We start from the raw sequence: 18,230 nt of genomic DNA on the forward strand, positions 1-18,230 counted from the left end.
ATATTTTTATTATTATTTGCATCTGTGATTTTTTGCATTAGCCACGTCTGTCAAAATGGTAACTTTAACTTTTGTCCGGCAAAAGCCTGATTTCCACTAAGACCGTTAATTCGTTGTATTTCCTCCACCGTACTATTATACTGTTGGGCCAATGTTACTAAGGTCTCCCCTTGGCGTACAATATGGTCAAATACACGTATTTCCGCCACTATTACCACCTCTACCTCACGAGGCATCGACGGGTCAAAACGAGTATTAATAAATTCTACCCTCACATCCACATCGGCAAAATCACCCCGCCCAATGCCGGGCGCTTCAATAAAGTGAACAAAATTTACCCGTTCATCAAATTCAAAAACTTTGCGATCCGGTTTTCCAACATAGAGTACGGAAACCACAAAAAAGCCCTTAACAATTATCTTCCCGGGAATGGTTCTAACCTCTTGAACTACTGTTTTACTCACCCTCGCTTCTGCCACCTTGATGGCGTCGGGAAGACCATTAGGTATTGTAAGCTCCTCTTGAATAAGAAATTGGGTGCTGGCTTCAAATTGCTGCCTAAGAATAAAAATATTACCTTGTGCAGTACCTACAACAATTTCCAAGAGACCGTCGTCGTTTACATCGCCTGCAGCAACGCTGCTGATGGTGCCCTCGACATTAATTCTAGCAATTTCAGTAAATGTTCTATCCCATTGAAAGATAAATACCCTGCGGGACGTGCCCACTATCAGTTCGTTGTCGCCATCTTCATCCCAGTCTCCCGCTGCAAATCCTTGTATTTGAGAACCGAGGGAACTACTGACAAAACGTTCGCGGAGATTAGCTGTTCGTTCCAGAACCACAAACCGCGAGCCGGAATCAACCCCTACCACGATTTCTTCGTCAAAACTATCGATAACATTTCCAACAAATAAGGGCCCTGCTATGGTCCTGCCAATATTTGTACTACGCACCTCAACAAACTGCAGTCCGGTCCATCGAAAAAGACTTATTTGCCTTCCGCCGACAAATGCTACCACAAGTTCTATGCGCCCGTTTCCGCTAAGATCGCCAGCTCCTACCAGTACCCGTCTGTCGAAATCTAATTCTGCCACCAGGTCATATTCGGCGCCGTCAAAACCATAGACCAGCACCCTGCTGCCTGCCGTTACCGCGATTTCTTCAAGTCCATCATTGTCAAAGTCGCCCACGGCGATACTGGTAATTCTGCCTACATTAGTGCGGAACACCTGTTGAAAAGAAGCACCGGTCCACGTCCATACCTGCACTCCTCCGGTAGTACCCACAATAATCTCATTAATTCCATCCCCGTCAGTATCCCCTAAGGCGACTACCTCCACTGGTCTACCGATACTAATAAGCCCTCGTCGGCGGTAAGTACGTCCATTCCATTCGAAGATAAATACTAGTCCCTCGGAGGTTCCGCCAATAATATCAGTCAAACCGTTACCGGTCACATCTCCCACCGCGACCGTCACTCTTCCGCCCAGTTTATAACCAGACCAGGCATTATTATAGCGTAATCCGCTCAAATAAATTACCCCCTGAAAAATATGCTAATTCATTATATTCTCCAAGGACCGAGAAGTGACGTACACCCATAATATGAAGACTAAATTTATCAAAAGAGTCCCGGCTTAAATGCAAGTGCATATCATGTATTAAATCTTAGGGAAAGAAGTGATTGTCTTTGGCAAAAATAGTTATCAATCTCGGTCTTCGCCAACTATATTATTACAAAGACCAAGAACCGGCCAAAGTTTACCCCATAGCTATCGGTAAACCTTCTACTCCGACGCCAACCGGAAGTTGGCAAATTGTCGCAAAAATTAGACACCCCGGCGGTATCCTGGGTACCCGCTGGCTGGGTTTAGACATTCCTGACGGACCTTACGGAATTCACGGTACACCCCATCCGTGGACAATTGGCAAGGCCATTTCCCACGGATGCATCCGCATGTATAACCAGGACGTAGAAGAACTCTTTTTAAAAGTTAAAGTGGGAACTACTGTGGAAATTATCACCAATTGGCAAAGCAGCAGTACGCCTCCACCCCAAGCAACCCCCCCTACCCAACCGGCAAAACCCATCAGCGAGAGCCCTGACACTTATGTAGTTCAAAGTGGGGACAGCGTCTGGTCTATTGCACAACGTTTTAATCTGAATATGGAAGAACTGATAAATGCAAACAATTTTAAAAATCCCAATGTTATAAAAGTTGGGCAAAAATTAAAAATTCCCCTTCATACTTAAATTAGCAGTAATTATTGTTCCGGTTAGATTGCTGCGTAAAGTTGGAAACGCGACCATAATGGTCGCGTTTTTTTGTAGTCTTAGCTTATCCATTTGATTTCGCTTTCCTTGATCTGCCACTTGCCCTCCTTTTGTTCCAATACTGTTTTAACCCCAATGGCACCATTTCCCGAACGGAATTTGGATCCTTCAATAACTACTTTGCCGCTAATTGTTGTGTCTACTTGTTCCACCTTTAAGAGGAGGCCCTTGAGACTTAATGTTTCTTCGTCAAACAATCCCTTTTCTTTTAAAACATCCATTGACGCGTCCATCACTGGAACACCATGCTTTTTAAAAGAATTAAGTACCTTTTCCTTATCTTCTTGGGTAGCATCAAAAAGCGTTTCGGTATCAATGGCAATGAATTCTATATCACCGTTTAACCCCTTATCAAGCTGCATGAAGGAGTTGAGCCCTACGCTGTATATTTCCCCCATATCTTTTTCTGAACTACACCCAACAAGCGCTGTGGAAATAATCATCACTAATATTAATGCTATTATTTTTCTCAAAAGTTACACCCCCCTTTTTTTATGATTGACGCATAATTCTTCTATTAGTTCCTTTTTCATCGTTTAAAGCTATAAGCACAAACTCGTAATTTCGTTATTTCCATAGATGGGAAGTTATACTCAATCCTGATACTCATTTTAGGAATTTAATCTATTTAACAACGCAAAAACCGCTTAAAGCCATCATTGCAGCTTGAAAGCGGTTTTCCCTACAGTCTAAAGAGAGGTGATTAAAAAAATTACCTCTCTTTAGAATAATATAAGGTAGTTAATTACAACGTTAGCAACATCTTGCCTAGTTACTGCTTGATAAGATTGCCGAAGTAAGCTTTACAGTAAAGTTTGGGTTATGAAACACAACCACCTGGCCCGCAAACATACTGTGATTGCTTGACATCAGATGCTTTTTAGCATAGCTGTGTAATCTCCTGGCCAAACTTCATGCAGCGATCCAAACTTTCGTCATCAGGATACCATAATTCACGGAGACCATCGTGGATTAAATCAAAACCGCATTCTGATAGGCTTTCGGATATCATTTTAACTGATTCTCCACTCCAACCGTAGGTACCAAAAGCCGCCGCTTTTTTGTTCTTAAAGCCCAGTCCGCGTATTTCTTCAAAAATTCCGGCCAGAGCTGATAAAATGCCTTTGTTAACAGTTGGGGAACCTGCCAATACTGCTTTGGACTTGAACACCTCTGTAATAACATCGTTTTTATCGGAACGAGCAACATTAAAAATTTTGATATTAACATCTGAGTCCGCATCAGCAATTCCTTTTGCAATCGCTTCTGCCATTCTGCGGGTGCCGTTCCACATAGTATCATAGATAATCGTGATTTGATTTTCTTGATAATCTTCAGCCCATTTTGCGTAGGTTTCTACAATTTGAGTAGGGTTGTCCCGCCAAATAATCCCATGGCTGGGACAAATCATATTAATAGGTAATTTTAGGTCCAGCACTTCTTTTATTTTTTTGGTTACCAATTTACTGAAGGGTGTTAAGATATTTGCATAATATTTAATACACTCATAATCTAGCTCGGCCTGATTTACTAAATCATTAAACATTGGTTCAGCCGCATAATGCTGGCCAAAAGCATCGTTACTAAATAATACTTCATCACCTGTTATGTAACACATCATAGAATCCGGCCAGTGCAGCATGGGGGCTTCAATAAAAACCAAATCTTGTGAACCAATGTTTAATTTATCGCCGGTTTTTACAACTTGAAAATTCCAATCCTGGTGATATTGCCCCTTGAGTGACTTTACTGCATTACGAGTACAGTAGATAGGCGTATCGGGTATTTCCTTCATAAGCTCGGGTAAAGCACCACTGTGGTCGGTCTCCCCATGGTTTGCGACAATATAATCAATCTTATTCAAATCTATTTCTTTTTTCAGGTTTTGAACAAATTCTTTGGCATAAGGGCCCCAGACAGTGTCAATCAGCACATTTTTTTCGTCCCTAACTAAATATGAATTATATGTTGAACCCTTATGAGTTGAGTATTCTTCACCATGAAAAGTTCTTAATTCCCAATCCACTTTCCCAACCCAGTTGATCTTATCAGTGATTTTAAATCCCATTTTTATCACTCCACCTCCGCTTTTTTAAATTCGAATAATTGTTTATTTTTCTTCGTCGATAATGTCTTTATAGAAATCTTGCACTTCATTTTTAAACTTAGCAGCACATTCAGGACATACACACCAGCACGCCTCTTCTTTATCATTCTGGTCATTAAGCATTACAGTACAACTCATATTGGACTGAACTTCCTTTCCACACATATCACACTTAGCACATGCTGCAGTTCCTAATTCACTCATCACAAAAACCTCCTTAAGTAATATATTAGATGTTAAAAAATTGTTTTGACATCTTTTAATAAAATACCTCTTTTTTTCTTTTCCCTTTGCTCTATAAGTCACATATCACTCTACCGATATGTGTAACCACCCAGATTTAGTTTCTGCTCTTTAGTGTCATTGTAACGACATAAACAGAACCTTCTCTGTATAAAAATTTTTCTAGACCAAAACTAACATTGCGGAGGTGAATATGAAAAATGAAAGGTTTAAGCTTTATTGAAGGAGTTAGAAAGGGAACTGGACAAATACTCTATAATGCCTCCTGGGCCTAATATCGAAAGAAGAGCTTAATTTGATGAGCAAAATGATTCAATTTGGCAAGTTAAGAGGATGGGCATACATGCCCCCACAATTCACACTTGGGACAACTTAATCAGAACACCGATTCACCGCATCATTCTCGCCCACCACAACTAATAGATCACCCGCAGTAACCAGACCATCGGCGCCCGGTGCAACGATAATTCTTCCTCCTTTTTTTATTGCCAATACACTGATACCATACTTGGCTCTCAAATTTAAACTCCCTAACGTTTTCCCCACAAATTTCTTGGGAGCGATGAATTCAACAATTGAATGGCTGGGCGAAAGTTCAATAAAATCTAAAATGGTTTCCGATGATATGCTTTTTGCCACCTTTACTCCCATATCCTCTTCTGGGTAAACTATTTTAGAAGCTCCAACCTTCTCAAGTACCTGCCCGTGAAGCTCAGTCTGCGCCTTTGCAGTTATATTCTTTATTCCCATTTCACTAAGCATCACAGTTACCAATATATTAGCCTCTAAGTCCTGCCCGATAGCTACAACAACCCCATCAAAGTTACCCATCCCTAATGACCGCAGTGTTTCTTCGTCTTCGGCATCGGCTATAACCACGTGTGCCAGCATCTCTGCTAAGGCTTGAACCTTTTTGGGAGAGGTATCCACCCCCAGCACTTCATGACCTAATGCTGTAAGGGTCCGGGCAACACTTGCGCCAAACCTGCCCAATCCTATTACTGCGTAAGTACCCATTCTAATCCCCCTTACCCAGAAACGATGAGCAAAGTCGGTTCAATTGCCCGGCCAATATATTATGAAATACGTCATTTCCCATTTGTCCAGCATCCAAATCCTCAATAATTGCTTTAGTAGCTTTGATTAATTCTGGGTTATGGGTGCTATTAGCCGTGGTTTCTAAATCGGCAATAATTGACCACAGAAATTCTATTGTATCACCATCATAACTTTTATGTGCAATAGTTTCGTATTCAGCCTTACACTGCAAGCAATGTTCCACTTCTTTAATTACTTCGGCTGCAGCTTCAAGCCCTGATAAGTAGGCAACCTTAAACTTACTCATGTTTACATTGGCAGCTATCCCGCTGACGGGCGTGTACTGTAATTCTCTAAACTTAACATGCAAATGATGTTCTTGCCCTAATAGCTCCTCAATCAACGTTGTTGTCAGTTTACTCCACACGATAAAATGTATATTATTACGAGATAGGTATTTCAGACTATCCAAGTTAACCAGTTGAAGTCTTAGAAGATTTAACCCCAAACCCGGTCCCATAAGTATCTCCTCCAATAAGGGCAGTCTCTTGATTAAATTGTAAATTCATTTACCATAAATAAGCTGTAAAAAAAAGTTGAAGAGGTGTAAAAAAAATATAAAAAAAGCTTCGCGAGCAAGCTCGTGAAGCTTTACCTGTTTAGTTTTACCATTCGATTATCATCAACCTATACCCAACTCCCGGGTCCGTAATGATGTATGTCGGTTGGGTAGGATCAGGTTCTATCTTTCTCCGAAGCTGGCCTATATAAACTCGGAGGTAATGATGCTGGTTCTGATATTCCTTACCCCAAATAGCAGAAAGCAATTGACGATGAGTCAATACCTTTCCAGCATGTTGAGCAAGATTTTTTAAAATATCATATTCTATCGGTGTCAACCTTATTTCCTTACCGCTTACGATTACTTGGCGGTGGGCCAAGTCAATTGTAAGTTCGCCCAAACCAATAACCGGCTCATCTTCAGTGTTAGCCGCATGACGCAAAGCTACTCTAATTCTAGCCAATAGTTCACCCATACCAAAAGGCTTAGTCACATAATCAGCTGCACCAGCATCTAAAGCCCTTACTTTATCCTCTTCCTGTTCTTTAACTGATAGGATAACCACTGGTACCTGCGACCACTCTCGCAGATTATCAATCACTTCAAAACCATCTATGTCGGGCAGCCCTAAATCTAGTATCACTAAGTCTGGATGAAATAAAGCTACCCTTTCTAAGCCCTCCTGGCCTAACCCGGCTTCTTCCACCTTATAACCTTGGGCGGTAAGGGCAACTTTTAACATTTTCCTTATTTGTTGTTCATCATCAATAACCAATATACGGGCACCATTACCTGACATTTTCTTCACCTACTTCCAAAGGTAAGTCCGCGGGCACACTTTCACTTAAAGGCAATGTAAATAAAAACTGGTTTCCTCCACCATTTCGAGGTTCCGCCCAAATCCTACCATCATGTGCATCAATAATCCCCTTGCAAATAGATAAACCTAAACCCGTTCCTTCGGTCTTTTTATTTGGGTAATATGAACGGTAGAATTTATCAAAGATTTTTTTCCTTTCTTCAAGGGGAATTACAGTGCCTTGATCAATAACTGAAACCATAATCTCTTTCCCGTCACACTTCATTTCTACGGCGATACCCGTTCCCGGTGGGGAATACTTGGCAGCATTGTCTATTAAGTTTATCAAAACCTGTTCGATTAAGGTGAAATCAGCTTTAACAAGTGGGAGTTCATAGTTTGCACTGACCGTTAAACTATGCCGGTTGACAGTTTTCTTAGCGCGGCGTAAAGCTACCCCTAAAATATCCTGTATATCGCACCACTCTAATTTTAATTCTAGCCGCCCACTTTCCAGGCGAGCCATGTCCAAAAGGTTTTTCACTAGTCTATCCATACGTAGAGCACTCTCGTTCATGGTCTGCAGCAGCGATTGTTTATCTTTTCTGGTATAAATATCCCATTGGTCCAGCAAGCTGGTAATCGCACCAATAATCGAAGCTAGTGGTGTACGTATTTCGTGCGATACCGAATTAAACAATGCTGTTCTAAGCTTTTCTGATTGTGCGAGGTAATGGGCCTGTTGAGCTTCTTCAGCTAAGCGCAGCCGCACAATTGCTATAGCTACCAAATTCGCAAAGGCTTCCAGAAGTCTTTTTTGTTCGAGAGTAAAAAATTCTTCTCGTGCACCAAGTTGAACTGAAAGCACCCCTATGTTTTGCTGTTCGGATTTAATTGGTAAGTAGAAAGTGTCTGAATCACTAAAAGTTTCCGTTCCCTTTCCCGCTGTTTCCCCGTGTTTATAGACCCACTCCACCTTTCCTTTGTCATAGTTATTAAACATTTGCTCTGTGGATGCACTGACTTTCAACTCTTCGTTTTCATTGGGGGTCAGAATTGCTGCTCTACCATCTATCGTATTGGCTATCATTTTAACTGCGGCCTTAAAGATTCCTTCTATATCTGGCTCTGCTACTATCTTACGGCTTAAGGAATAGAGTGCCGCTGTTCTATTCTCTCTTATGCGCGCCAAATTAACTTGATTTTTCAATTTTACCGCTGTTGTACTGGTAGTAATGGCAACAAGCAAGAAAATTGCAAAACTTAAAAGGTAGCGGAGGTCATGAACGGTAATACTGAAATGAGGCGGTACAAAAAATACGTCAAATGAGAGTACACCTAATAATGAGGCCATTACGGACGGCCCATAGCCCCAGTTTACTGCACTGAAAAGCACAGGTAAGAGGTATAGCAAAGCAATATTGGCCAAATCAAAATATGGGTCAAGGAGCTTATTTACTAGTGTTATACTGATTATCAAAATGGCCGTGGCTAAATAATGCCAAATTTTTGTTCCCTTGACTTCCTTAGAAAGCACACTTCTTTGGAGTTTAACGTTCTCACGCTGAATTTGTTCATTTTTTTTATTTGAAAGTCTATTCCCGTCATTCATAGTTACTTCTCCTCAGGCAAATTAATGCATAGTAACTGAATATCTCTAATCTTCATTCTATTTTTTGAATTTTTTATGGAAATCAACTTGTCTACGCCTTACTTCCAACTCTGAATTTCCACTATGTTCCCCTCCGGGTCTCTCGCATACACAATAGTTAATAGATTCGGGACAAGCAATATTCTATCTATTATGTATTTCGCTATTATGACAATTTATCCTGGTCTTTATTTTTAACACTCAGGCGTTGGAAGAGTATGCATATATTTACTTCCCTTTACCCCGCTCCATGGATATAAGGAATGTCCACAGCTTTTTTGTAATCAGTAGGAGGTTTTATGGTATTATTAACAAAATACATCTGATTGTGATTATAAGAACCCCTCGTGGGTAATGTTTAGATTATGGGCTGCGGGGAAGCTAGCAGTTTATATTAATTCTCTGCTTGGAGAGTGACGAATGAAGCCATCTTTTGTACTACTTATCGGAAGTATTATTTTAACTTATGCAGGGATTAATTTCTATATTGGCTTAAGAGGCTGGCAGTCTATAGGAAGGTTTATTCCTTTCTTAAGTAGTATGGTTTACTGGTCAGCCTTTTGGCTGATGGTATTCTCCTACATTCTTAGTAGGCTTACCGAGAAGTATTTACCTGACTTTTTCACTAAATCTTTCTCAATACTAGGCGGTTACTGGATCCCGGCCATGGTTTATTTGTTGGTAATTTTATTAACCCTTGACTGCCTGCGGTTGATTGACCGACATTTTAGTATTTTCCCCAAAGTACTCAGGGAACACCCCTATGCCGTGCTTTATACAGGTTTCAGCGTTTTGTTAATTTTGTTAATTGTTTTTACCTATGGTACCTTTAATAGCCGAAACATTAAAATTACCAATTACCAATTACCAATACCCAAAGAAACCGATATTAATCAATTGCACGCTGTCTTAGTTTCAGATATACATTTAGGATTAGTGATAGGCAATAAACGGCTGACGGAGATAATAGAAAAGGTCAATAGCCTGAAACCTGATATTGTTTTTCTGGCGGGGGATATTCTCGAAGAAAATATCAACCAGTTGAAAGAAAAACAACAATTAACAGATACCTTTCGTCAGTTGAATGCTAAATACGGGGTTTTTGCCATACTAGGCAATCATGAATATATCGGCGGCAGCGCGGACAGTGTTGCTGAGTTTTTTAAAGACGTCAATGTGATTACCTTACGGGACCAATATGCAAAGATCGCCGATAGTTTCTATGTGCTTGGGCGCGATGACTTATCCACCAACCGCTTTAATCAAGGAATGCGGCAGGACCTTTCTGCCATTATGAGAGATATTGATAAATCGCTCCCTATGATTTTACTTGACCATCAGCCCAGCCGCTTAGATGAAGCGCAGCAGGAAGGTATTGATCTGCAATTGTCAGGGCACACCCATCGTGGTCAATTTTTTCCCTTCAACCTTATCACAGACCGGATTTTTGAAGTAGATTGGGGGTACCTGAAAAAAGATGATTTACAGGTTATTGTCTCCTCCGGTGCCGGTACTTGGGGCCCACCCATTAGGATAGCAAGCAGATCAGAGATAGTAAGTATTAAGATAAAGCTTGATAAATAATCTCCTTTGGCATAGGCGGTGACAACATTGCTAACGACAAGTGAAAATACTTTAGTTTTTCCCTGCAAAAAGTGGTTTAGCTTTGGCCTAACACGAGGTGCATTGTATTCCTCGGGCACGCACCTTATTAAAGAGTTATAAGAGGTATCATGCCAAACATGTCCGCTGATGGATAATGGAAACTTCTCTCGTCCAAAATTTGTGTTTCCTTTATCAAGTTTTTTAGCATTATTCATTATAAGTAAATTGCTTATATCGCGTATAATCGCTTTCCCGGCATTCCACAGTTAGTAGTGTCCCATAACTTTCATAACTTACTGATTTTACATTAGCATATTCATTGAAGTAAGACACAATACTGCCTTGTTCATAGGGAATAAGCATTTTACATTCAATATGCTTAAATATCTTTTTGCTGATAAGTTGTATCAATTCTTCTAATCCTATCTTTTTCTTAGCAGATATATAAACAGTTTCGTCTGTGTTATAAGGCGCATCCATTGTAGTAAGGTCCACTTTATTATATACATAGATCGTTGGAATTGCTCTAGCCCCTATTTGTTTCAAGGTCTCATCTGTTACCTCTATCTGCTGCTCGTAATTAGGATTTGAAAAATCTACAACATGTAGTAACAAATCTGCATCCCTCACTTCTTTTAAAGTCGAGCGGAATGCTTTGATTAAATCATGTGGTAATTTACTTACAAAACCAACGGTATCGGACAAAAGAAATACTTTGCTATCGGGCAATGTGATGTTTCTCACTGAGGTATCAAGTGTTGCAAAAAGCATGTCCTTTTCAAATACTTTTTTGCTAGCGGATTTTTGGTAAAGTTCAACCATAGAATTCATAAGGGTTGACTTACCTGTATTTGTATAACCTACTAATGCAACTGTTGGTAATCCCACTTTATTTCTTTTCTTACGCTGTGTCTCACGAACATTACCAATTAACTCTAACTCTTTGTTTAAATCATGTATCTTTTCCTCAATTTTTCTACGGTCAAGCTCTATTTTCTTTTCTCCCACTCCTCTATTTTTAGTGCCTACCCCTCCACTTTGTCTACCCAAATCTTGATTCAACCCTATTAGTCTGGGCAGCATATAGCGGAGACGAGCTAATTCAACTTGTAGCTTAGCTTCTCTTGTTTTAGCTCTATTAGCAAATATTTCTAGAATCAGTGATGTTCTATCCATTATTATAGGCTCTAGGGCCTTTTCAAGATTTCGTAATTGGGTTGGAGATAGCTCATTATTAAAAATTAAAACATCTGCTTCTGTCTCGTTTATTAAGTCATTAACTTCTTCAATTTTACCAGAACCGATATAATGTCCTATGTTTATAGACTTGAGATTCTGCTCTATCTGCCCCACCACTTCTAATTCACAAGCAATTGCTAAGTTCTTTAATTCCTCAAATGTTTCTTCAAAATTAGCTTGTTTATTTATATTTACACCAATCAAAAGCGCTCTTTGTCTTTCTTCCATCCTTAGTCTCTCCTTTTAATTACTTTTGTGGAAAACACCACCTTTAAAGGGATTAGGTAAATACCTCTGTTTTTGCATACCAATTACTTGCACAAATTCAACTGCAAGACGTTTTGGTGAACATCAGTACAATACAAAAAGAGAGGCCTTGCCCCTCTTTTTTGACCAACATCCCTCTTCTATGAGCTGGCTATATCGGATTTCGGTTCTGTTGTTGATTTGCTTTCCTTTTCGGCAGTTGGTTTACTAACAGTGCTCTCTTTCTTGGCCTTATCCTTATCTGCTGCCGGGCGGTTGTCAGTGGAATAAAACCCTCCTGCTTTATAAATAATTCCTACGTTTTTACTGATAAGCCGTTTAACAGGGCTGTCACATTTAGGGCAGCTTTCAATAGCTTCTTCGGTAATTCTCTGCTTTGTTTCAAACACTCCACATTCGGGACAGCGGTATTCGTAAATAGGCATGTCGTGCCCTCCTTAGAAGATATATTATTAATTCTTAAATCATTTATTGTTCTCCTCTGCTATATTATTGAAAATTTTTTGAAACTCTTCATAAGGCTGGGCTCCTACAATACGATATCTGTCGTTAATAACAAATGTCGGTACACCCGTGGCCCCCTTCTTGGAAGCATCGGCAGAAAACTGCTTCAGACGCTCTTCGAAAATAGGATTCTGCCATGCTTTTTGTACTTCTTCCCGTAAAAACCCGGCTTTTTCAGCAAGTTGAAGCAAGACTTCTCTATCTCCGATATTCTTTCTCTCTTTAAAATAAGCTTGGAAAAGATTCTTGTGCATATCACTTCCTTCCGGACGTGTTTCGGGGTGAATTTCTAAACCAATCCATTCTTTTTTAATTTCAAATTCTTGTTCAAGTTTCTCGACAATACCATTGCCGATATAACAAAACGGTCAAATGTAATCAGAATATATTTTTATTTTGAACACAATAGTAACCTCCTGTCTATTTCTTTTTTAATTTAAGATCTGAAATTCTATCTTTTAGCGAAAGGTTGGGCTCAGCGCCACTCTCTGTCTCCGCTGGTCCGTAGTATCACAAGTTTATCTGCTTGCTCATGAAAAACACTCCTTTTTTTGTAATTTAGTTCAATCCCAACCATCTTGGCGGGATTATAGTTTTATGATAATGGTGGTTCCAGACTAATACTGATATTCTAGCATAAAATGATGATTTTCCAAACCTGGTACCAATAGCAAAACAGGTAATCTAGGGCACTAAACCAATGACTGACTTTTGTGGATACCTATCTAATGTAGTGTATTAATCTATACTAGAAAGAAAATACTATGATAATAAAAGACAAAGAACAAAAGGAGATACGATGACAAAGAGAAAAGAAATAATAGAAACAGGATGGAACTTAGAAAATAGCTATGCCCGTCTACCGAAATTATTTTTTAAGAGACTTAACCCGAACCCTGTACCCTCACCGAAGTTAATCATTCTCAATCATCCTTTGGTAACATCTCTGGGGTTGAGTGTCCAGGCGCTGCGCGGCGAAGATGAAGTCGAAGTGCTTGCTGGCAGCCGGATTCCCGAAGGCGCTTTCCCTCTTGCTCAAGCTTACGCGGGACATCAATTCGGGCATTTTGCCATGTTAGGGGACGGCCGGGCTCTGCTGCTAGGCGAGCAGATCACTCCCCTAGGTGAGCGGGTTGATATTCAGCTCAAGGGTTCAGGAGAAACGCCATACTCCCGCCAGGGTGATGGTCGGGCAACACTTGGATCGATGCTACGCGAATACATCATCAGCGAAGCAATGCATGCGCTTGGTATTGCTACCACCCGTAGCCTCGCGGTGGTGACAACTGGTGAATCAGTAATCCGCGAAACCAAGCTGCCTGGTGCAATCCTGACTCGCACAGCAGCCAGTCATCTGCGCGTCGGTACCTTTCAATACGCTGCAAAATGGGGCAATGTTGAGCACCTCCGGGTCCTGGCTGATTATACATTGCAACGACATTTTCCCGACGTTGACGCAGTTGAGAACCCTTATCTTTTCCTACTTCAAAAAGTGATCAAGCGTCAGGCCGGGCTCATTGCCAAATGGCAACTGATTGGCTTTATTCACGGGGTAATGAACACCGACAACATGGCCCTTAGTGGAGAAACCATTGATTATGGTCCCTGCGCCTTCATGGATGCCTATGACCCGGCAACGGTATTCAGTTCCATTGACACTCAAGGCCGCTATGCCTATGGCAATCAGCCGCATATTGCTGGGTGGAATCTCGCACGATTTGCTGAAACCCTGTTGCCGCTGCTTGATGTCAATCAGGGGCAGGCTGTCAAGCTGGCCCAAGATGCGATCTCGGAGTTTGCAGAATTATATCACCATCATTGGCTGGCAGGGATGAGAGCAAAGCTGGGAATATTTAATCAAGAGCAACAGGATGAATCCCTTATTGAAGGCCTCCTCGGTGTGATGCAGAAGTATGGTGCGGACTATACCAATACCTTCCTCGCATTAACTTTTGATACGCCGGAAGATACGGTCTTGTCCGGCAAGCCAGAATTTACTCAGTGGCATGAGCTGTGGCAGGAGAGACTAGACAGGCAGCAGGAATCGAAAACCTCCTCGGCTCAGTTAATGCGCGACAGCAATCCTTCACTAATCCCTCGAAATCACCGGGTAGAAGCTGCATTAGAAGCCGCAGTAAAACAACAAGACTATAGCGTGATGGAGCGGCTGCTCACTGTTCTCTCAAACCCCTACGCACATTCCCCCGAACAGGCGAGTTACTCCACTCTGCCTGAGCCATCATCCCGTCCTTACCGAACCTTTTGCGGTACGTGATAGATGCACGGGACACTTAAGTAACATAGCTGCTTTAATAAAAAAGGCTCTATAATAGATTATTTTCTAAAGTAAAACCGACGCCATGGAAATTCAGAAGGTGCGTATTTTTCGACAAGCATGACACAAGGTTAAAAAAACGGTATAATCCGTGTATCCCTTTTCTTTATTATTTATAAAGAACGTATTCTTGTTGTTGAATCCCAACCCATCAACGGATAAAATATACATAATAGATGGGGGGGCGAGCCCTTGTTCGGAGCAAGAATAATAGTAGCAGATAGTGATGCGCGCTTTCGTCAAAAACTAAACAAACTGCTGACTAAAGCCGGCTATTTAGTAGTGGCCGAGGAAGATGACGGTCGTAAAGCTATTCAAGCAATACATACTATGCAGCCGGATTTAGTTATTATCGATTCACAGCTCCCTGGCAAAAACGGTCTGGAAATTGCCAAAATTGTGGAAGAAGGACGGGTAGCGCCTGTGCTGCTGCTAACTGCATATAATCATCGGGAAATGGTGGAGAAGGCCAAAGAATCCTGGGTATTTGCTTATCTGGTTAAGCCGGTTAACGAAGCCAATTTATTTCCTGCGATGGAAATTGCTATGGCCAACTACCGCAAATTAATAAAGCTGGAACAAAAAATAAGCCAACTGGAGGAAACTCTGGAAACCCGCAAACTAGTTGACAGAGCTAAGGGAATGCTGATGGAAACGCTAAACATAAGTGAACCCCAATCCTTTCGACTATTGCAAACCCAAAGCATGCAGCGCCGTCAATCCATGCGCCAGGTAGCAGAAATAATTCTTTCTTATTCTGTAGAACAGCTTAAGGAAAAAATACATTATTAAAATGCAGCATCGCATCAAGTATACAATATTCTTCCGAAGAAACTCTTGTAAACAATTTGATAAATAGCTAAAATTAACCTAGTTTATCGGGCAAAGGGGCCCAAAGGCACATTCGCAGGCTATTTCTGTGCTTTTGAGGGTCTTTTTTTATTGTTCTTTTAAGGGCATTGTAACGTTAGGGTAAATAATATTCTTCCAAGGAGGTGACAATAAACATAATCGCGTACCTTTAGTAGGCTCTCAGGCTAAAATTTAAAAAATTAGAAAAAGATGGAGGATGGTAGAAATGACTTTTAGCAGACCAAATAGATCAGAAGCAACTTTAACAAGGAATAGGACGCCTAAGTCCATATCGCCTTTTAGCGGTATGTGTGCCACTTGTTCGGTTGAGTGCGCCGGCCTTTGTGACATAGGCAAATCTTCGTATCGTGGAAAGGAAGCCCTTTACCCCCAGCCCTTCGGTGCGGTTACTGCAGCTTCAGAAAAGGATTATCCGATAGATTACTCTCACTTCAACATCATGGGTGGCGCAGTTGGCGCTAAGGGTATTGAAGCCGACAGCGACAAGGCAATATTCCCTAATGTAGATACTTCAATTAAAATTAGCGATATTGAGTTGGATATGCCTATTGTTATTGCTGGTATGGGTTCCACTAATGTGGCAGCCAATCACTGGGAAGGTATGGCCGTAGGCGCAGCGATTTCTGGTATTGGTATTGTAATTGGCGAGAACGTTGTCGGTATGGATCCCAACTCGGAAATTAAAAATGGCCGGGTAGTTCAGGCCCCTAACCTTGCTAGAAGAATAAAAGATTTTCAAAAATATAGTGAGGGAAAAGGCTTTATCGCGGTGCAGGCAAACGTTGAAGATACCCGTCTGGGTGTACAAGAATGGGCTATCGAAAACTGCGGTGTCGAAGTAGTAGAGATGAAGTGGGGCCAAGGCGCAAAAGATATCGGTGGAGAAGTAAAGCTTGATAGTTTGGACAGGGCTCTACAGCTTAAAAGACGCGGCTATGTTGTTCTTCCCGATCCGGAAGACCCCAAAGTACAGGAAGCACATAAGAACGGAGCTTTTAAAGAATTCGAGCGCCATTCCCGTATCGGCATGGTAGAAGAAGAATCCTTTCATGCCCGAGTTGCGGAGCTGCGCGCTGCCGGAGCCAAGTATATATTCCTGAAAACGGGCGCATACCGCCCTGCTGACCTAGCCCGTGCACTGAAATTTGCTTCTGATGCTAAGCTTGACATGCTGACCATTGATGGCGCCGGTGGCGGCACCGGCATGAGCCCCTGGCGGATGATGAATGAATGGGGTGTTCCTTCAGTAGAGCTGCACAGTCTGGCCCATCAATATGCCAGCCGTTTAGCGGCCAAGGGTAAGCATGTTCCTGCCATGGTATTTGCGGGCGGCTTTACCTTGGAAGACCATATCTACAAGGCCCTCTCCCTGGGTGCACCTTTCGTCAAGGCGGTTGGTATGTCTCGTGCCTATGTTACTGCTTCTTTTGTGGGTAACAATGTTGCACAAGCGCTTAAAGAAGGGAAATTGCCTTCTGCATACAAAACTTATGGCGAACGGGCTGACCAAATATTTATTACTTCAGCAGAACTAAAATCACGTTTCGGCAGTGACTTTGATAACCTACCTGCCAGTGCCATTGGCGTCTATACCTATACAGAACGCCTCAAGCAGGGACTCAAACAATTTATGTGCGGTGCAAGACAGTTTTCCCTGGACTATATTACCCGTGATGATATCGCTGCATTAACCAAAGATGCTGCAGCTGTTAGCGGCATTACCCACATTATGGATGTTGATAAGGATGAAGCAGAAAAAATTCTTGGCTAACTCCTTGGTCGACAATTCCTCATAGCATTCAAAAGAACCTGCAGGTTAATCTGCAGGTTCTTTTTATAATGATCTTTCGCCCAACACCAAATGCAGCTATAAGCATTTGGTGTAATGCTATCTTTATCATTGTCTTACGCTTTTTATTTCTCCGGGAATATCGCCGTCAGTAAACTGAAGATACCGATTAATTCCTTTGGCAATGGCCAAGGCTAATTCTTGTTGATAATCCTCTGTCTGCAATTGGTTTCGTTCCTCTATGTTAGTAATGAAACCCAATTCAACCAGCACGGCCGGAATTGAGGCCTGCTTTAAAATAAAGTAATTAGCGGGAATTAAATCCTGCTGATGATGGCGAGAGACCTTACGCAGTTCAGCCAGCAGCGTTTCAGCCAGCCGTTTGCTGTCCGAGCTATTCTTTTGGTAAAAAACCATTGGACCTTTGAAGCTGGCTTGGGCCGCATTAACATGAATGCTTACCAAAACATCCGCATTTTCCTCCTGAGCCACCTTGACCCTGGCCATGAGGTCTCTGCGCTGCCTGGTTCGTTCCTCGGGATAGAGTCTGCTAATGTCATTATCGGCTTCGCGGGTCAGCATTACTTTGCTACCCAATTTAGACAAGTTCTTCCCCACTTTTTCAGCAACGGCCAAAGTAATTTCCTTTTCCTTTAAAGAACCGTATTCGCTACCCCCGTCTATACCACCGTGGCCGGGGTCTAACGCTACCAAATACTCCTCCAACGACAGTTTCTCCACTAGCTTTTCTTGGGGTTTAGGTTCTGACCGCCGCGGATATATGACAATTGTCCCCGCTACCAGCAAAACAACCATAAGCGCGCCAACCGCTAGATATACTAACTGCCTATTCGTTAATATCATATCTGACTCCCAATCT

Annotated in this window: 17 protein-coding genes; 5 read left to right on the forward strand and 12 right to left on the reverse strand. The window is 41.7% G+C overall.

What is annotated here, in order from left to right; genetic code table 11:
• Positions 1–50 precede the first annotated feature (50 nt).
• A complete protein-coding gene (locus tag MFMK1_RS01200) occupies positions 51–1,535 on the reverse strand; it encodes an FG-GAP-like repeat-containing protein (protein ID WP_366923362.1) in 1,485 nt (494 codons plus the stop codon).
• A gap of 158 nt (positions 1,536–1,693) precedes the next feature.
• Between MFMK1_RS01200 and MFMK1_RS01205 the strand changes: the two genes are divergently transcribed.
• Positions 1,694–2,257 (forward strand): L,D-transpeptidase family protein, encoded by a 564-nt coding sequence (locus MFMK1_RS01205; protein WP_366923363.1) that lies wholly within the window; start codon positions 1,694–1,696, stop codon positions 2,255–2,257.
• Positions 2,258–2,337: 80 nt separating this feature from the next.
• On the opposite strand, the gene MFMK1_RS01210 is transcribed toward MFMK1_RS01205, so the two are convergent.
• From MFMK1_RS01210 to MFMK1_RS01240, 7 genes are all read right to left on the reverse strand, one after another.
• A complete protein-coding gene (locus MFMK1_RS01210) occupies positions 2,338–2,811 on the reverse strand; it encodes a peptide ABC transporter substrate-binding protein (protein WP_366923364.1) in 474 nt (157 codons plus the stop codon).
• 407 nt (positions 2,812–3,218) lie between these two features.
• Positions 3,219–4,406 carry an anaerobic nitric oxide reductase flavorubredoxin gene (locus MFMK1_RS01215; protein ID WP_366923365.1) on the reverse strand — a complete coding sequence of 396 codons (1,188 nt, stop codon included), beginning with the start codon at positions 4,404–4,406 and terminating at the stop codon, positions 3,219–3,221.
• A gap of 42 nt (positions 4,407–4,448) precedes the next feature.
• The gene (locus MFMK1_RS01220; RefSeq protein WP_366923366.1) at positions 4,449–4,649 is read right to left on the reverse strand and encodes a hypothetical protein; all 201 of its coding nucleotides are present in this window, start codon (positions 4,647–4,649) and stop codon (positions 4,449–4,451) included.
• A gap of 411 nt (positions 4,650–5,060) precedes the next feature.
• Positions 5,061–5,705 (reverse strand): potassium channel family protein, encoded by a 645-nt coding sequence (locus tag MFMK1_RS01225; RefSeq protein ID WP_366923367.1) that lies wholly within the window; start codon positions 5,703–5,705, stop codon positions 5,061–5,063.
• 1 nt (position 5,706) lies between these two features.
• Positions 5,707–6,246: a hypothetical protein gene (locus MFMK1_RS01230; RefSeq protein WP_366923368.1), complete on the reverse strand. Its 540-nt coding sequence runs from the start codon at positions 6,244–6,246 to the stop codon at positions 5,707–5,709.
• A 145-nt stretch (positions 6,247–6,391) separates the two neighbouring features.
• A complete protein-coding gene (locus MFMK1_RS01235; RefSeq protein ID WP_366923369.1) occupies positions 6,392–7,087 on the reverse strand; it encodes a response regulator in 696 nt (231 codons plus the stop codon).
• The gene (locus MFMK1_RS01240) at positions 7,077–8,699 is read right to left on the reverse strand and encodes a DUF4118 domain-containing protein (protein WP_366923370.1); all 1,623 of its coding nucleotides are present in this window, start codon (positions 8,697–8,699) and stop codon (positions 7,077–7,079) included. Before MFMK1_RS01240 ends, MFMK1_RS01235 begins: the two co-directional genes overlap by 11 nt.
• A 459-nt stretch (positions 8,700–9,158) precedes the next feature.
• Here MFMK1_RS01240 and MFMK1_RS01245 point away from each other — a divergent pair, with 459 nt between their 5' ends.
• Positions 9,159–10,322, forward strand: a complete 1,164-nt coding sequence (locus MFMK1_RS01245; protein WP_366923371.1) for a metallophosphoesterase — start codon at positions 9,159–9,161, stop codon at positions 10,320–10,322.
• A 228-nt stretch (positions 10,323–10,550) separates the two neighbouring features.
• On the opposite strand, the gene hflX is transcribed toward MFMK1_RS01245, so the two are convergent.
• From hflX to MFMK1_RS01260, 3 genes are all read right to left on the reverse strand, one after another.
• Complete coding sequence (gene hflX / locus MFMK1_RS01250) at positions 10,551–11,810, reverse strand: GTPase HflX (RefSeq protein WP_366923372.1); 1,260 nt, start codon at positions 11,808–11,810, stop codon at positions 10,551–10,553.
• Positions 11,811–11,989: 179 nt separating this feature from the next.
• Complete coding sequence (locus MFMK1_RS01255; RefSeq protein ID WP_366923373.1) at positions 11,990–12,274, reverse strand: FmdB family zinc ribbon protein; 285 nt, start codon at positions 12,272–12,274, stop codon at positions 11,990–11,992.
• Positions 12,275–12,313: 39 nt separating this feature from the next.
• Positions 12,314–12,607, reverse strand: a complete 294-nt coding sequence (locus tag MFMK1_RS01260; protein WP_366923374.1) for a DsbA family protein — start codon at positions 12,605–12,607, stop codon at positions 12,314–12,316.
• A gap of 545 nt (positions 12,608–13,152) precedes the next feature.
• Between MFMK1_RS01260 and MFMK1_RS01265 the strand changes: the two genes are divergently transcribed.
• From MFMK1_RS01265 to MFMK1_RS01275, 3 genes are all read left to right on the forward strand, one after another.
• Positions 13,153–14,628 carry a protein adenylyltransferase SelO gene (locus MFMK1_RS01265; protein WP_366923375.1) on the forward strand — a complete coding sequence of 492 codons (1,476 nt, stop codon included), beginning with the start codon at positions 13,153–13,155 and terminating at the stop codon, positions 14,626–14,628.
• Positions 14,629–14,880: 252 nt separating this feature from the next.
• Positions 14,881–15,480, forward strand: coding sequence for an ANTAR domain-containing response regulator (locus MFMK1_RS01270; RefSeq protein WP_366923376.1), 600 nt, complete (start codon positions 14,881–14,883; stop codon positions 15,478–15,480).
• 286 nt (positions 15,481–15,766) lie between these two features.
• Positions 15,767–17,332: an FMN-binding glutamate synthase family protein gene (locus MFMK1_RS01275; protein ID WP_366923377.1), complete on the forward strand. Its 1,566-nt coding sequence runs from the start codon at positions 15,767–15,769 to the stop codon at positions 17,330–17,332.
• Positions 17,333–17,458: 126 nt separating this feature from the next.
• Here MFMK1_RS01275 and MFMK1_RS01280 read toward each other — a convergent pair whose 3' ends face one another.
• Positions 17,459–18,214: an N-acetylmuramoyl-L-alanine amidase family protein gene (locus MFMK1_RS01280; RefSeq protein WP_366923378.1), complete on the reverse strand. Its 756-nt coding sequence runs from the start codon at positions 18,212–18,214 to the stop codon at positions 17,459–17,461.
• Positions 18,215–18,230 lie beyond the last annotated feature (16 nt).

It is taken from the genome of Metallumcola ferriviriculae (genome assembly GCF_035573695.1).
Classification (GTDB): domain Bacteria; phylum Bacillota; class JADQBR01; order JADQBR01; family JADQBR01; genus Metallumcola; species Metallumcola ferriviriculae.

Excerpts from the sequence above, each read along its gene's own strand:
- hflX (WP_366923372.1), bottom strand. The coding sequence starts at position 11,810 with ATGGAAGAAAGACAAAGAGCGCTTTTGATTGGTGTAAATATAAATAAA.
- MFMK1_RS01275 (WP_366923377.1), top strand. The coding sequence starts at position 15,767 with ATGACTTTTAGCAGACCAAATAGATCAGAAGCAACTTTAACAAGGAAT.
- MFMK1_RS01215 (WP_366923365.1), bottom strand. The coding sequence starts at position 4,406 with ATGGGATTTAAAATCACTGATAAGATCAACTGGGTTGGGAAAGTGGAT.
- MFMK1_RS01245 (WP_366923371.1), top strand. The coding sequence starts at position 9,159 with ATGAAGCCATCTTTTGTACTACTTATCGGAAGTATTATTTTAACTTAT.
- MFMK1_RS01240 (WP_366923370.1), bottom strand. The coding sequence starts at position 8,699 with ATGAATGACGGGAATAGACTTTCAAATAAAAAAAATGAACAAATTCAG.
- MFMK1_RS01280 (WP_366923378.1), bottom strand. The coding sequence starts at position 18,214 with ATGATATTAACGAATAGGCAGTTAGTATATCTAGCGGTTGGCGCGCTT.
- MFMK1_RS01265 (WP_366923375.1), top strand. The coding sequence starts at position 13,153 with ATGACAAAGAGAAAAGAAATAATAGAAACAGGATGGAACTTAGAAAAT.
- MFMK1_RS01255 (WP_366923373.1), bottom strand. The coding sequence starts at position 12,274 with ATGCCTATTTACGAATACCGCTGTCCCGAATGTGGAGTGTTTGAAACA.
- MFMK1_RS01220 (WP_366923366.1), bottom strand. The coding sequence starts at position 4,649 with ATGAGTGAATTAGGAACTGCAGCATGTGCTAAGTGTGATATGTGTGGA.
- MFMK1_RS01230 (WP_366923368.1), bottom strand. The coding sequence starts at position 6,246 with ATGGGACCGGGTTTGGGGTTAAATCTTCTAAGACTTCAACTGGTTAAC.
- MFMK1_RS01235 (WP_366923369.1), bottom strand. The coding sequence starts at position 7,087 with ATGTCAGGTAATGGTGCCCGTATATTGGTTATTGATGATGAACAACAA.
- MFMK1_RS01260 (WP_366923374.1), bottom strand. The coding sequence starts at position 12,607 with ATGCACAAGAATCTTTTCCAAGCTTATTTTAAAGAGAGAAAGAATATC.
- MFMK1_RS01225 (WP_366923367.1), bottom strand. The coding sequence starts at position 5,705 with ATGGGTACTTACGCAGTAATAGGATTGGGCAGGTTTGGCGCAAGTGTT.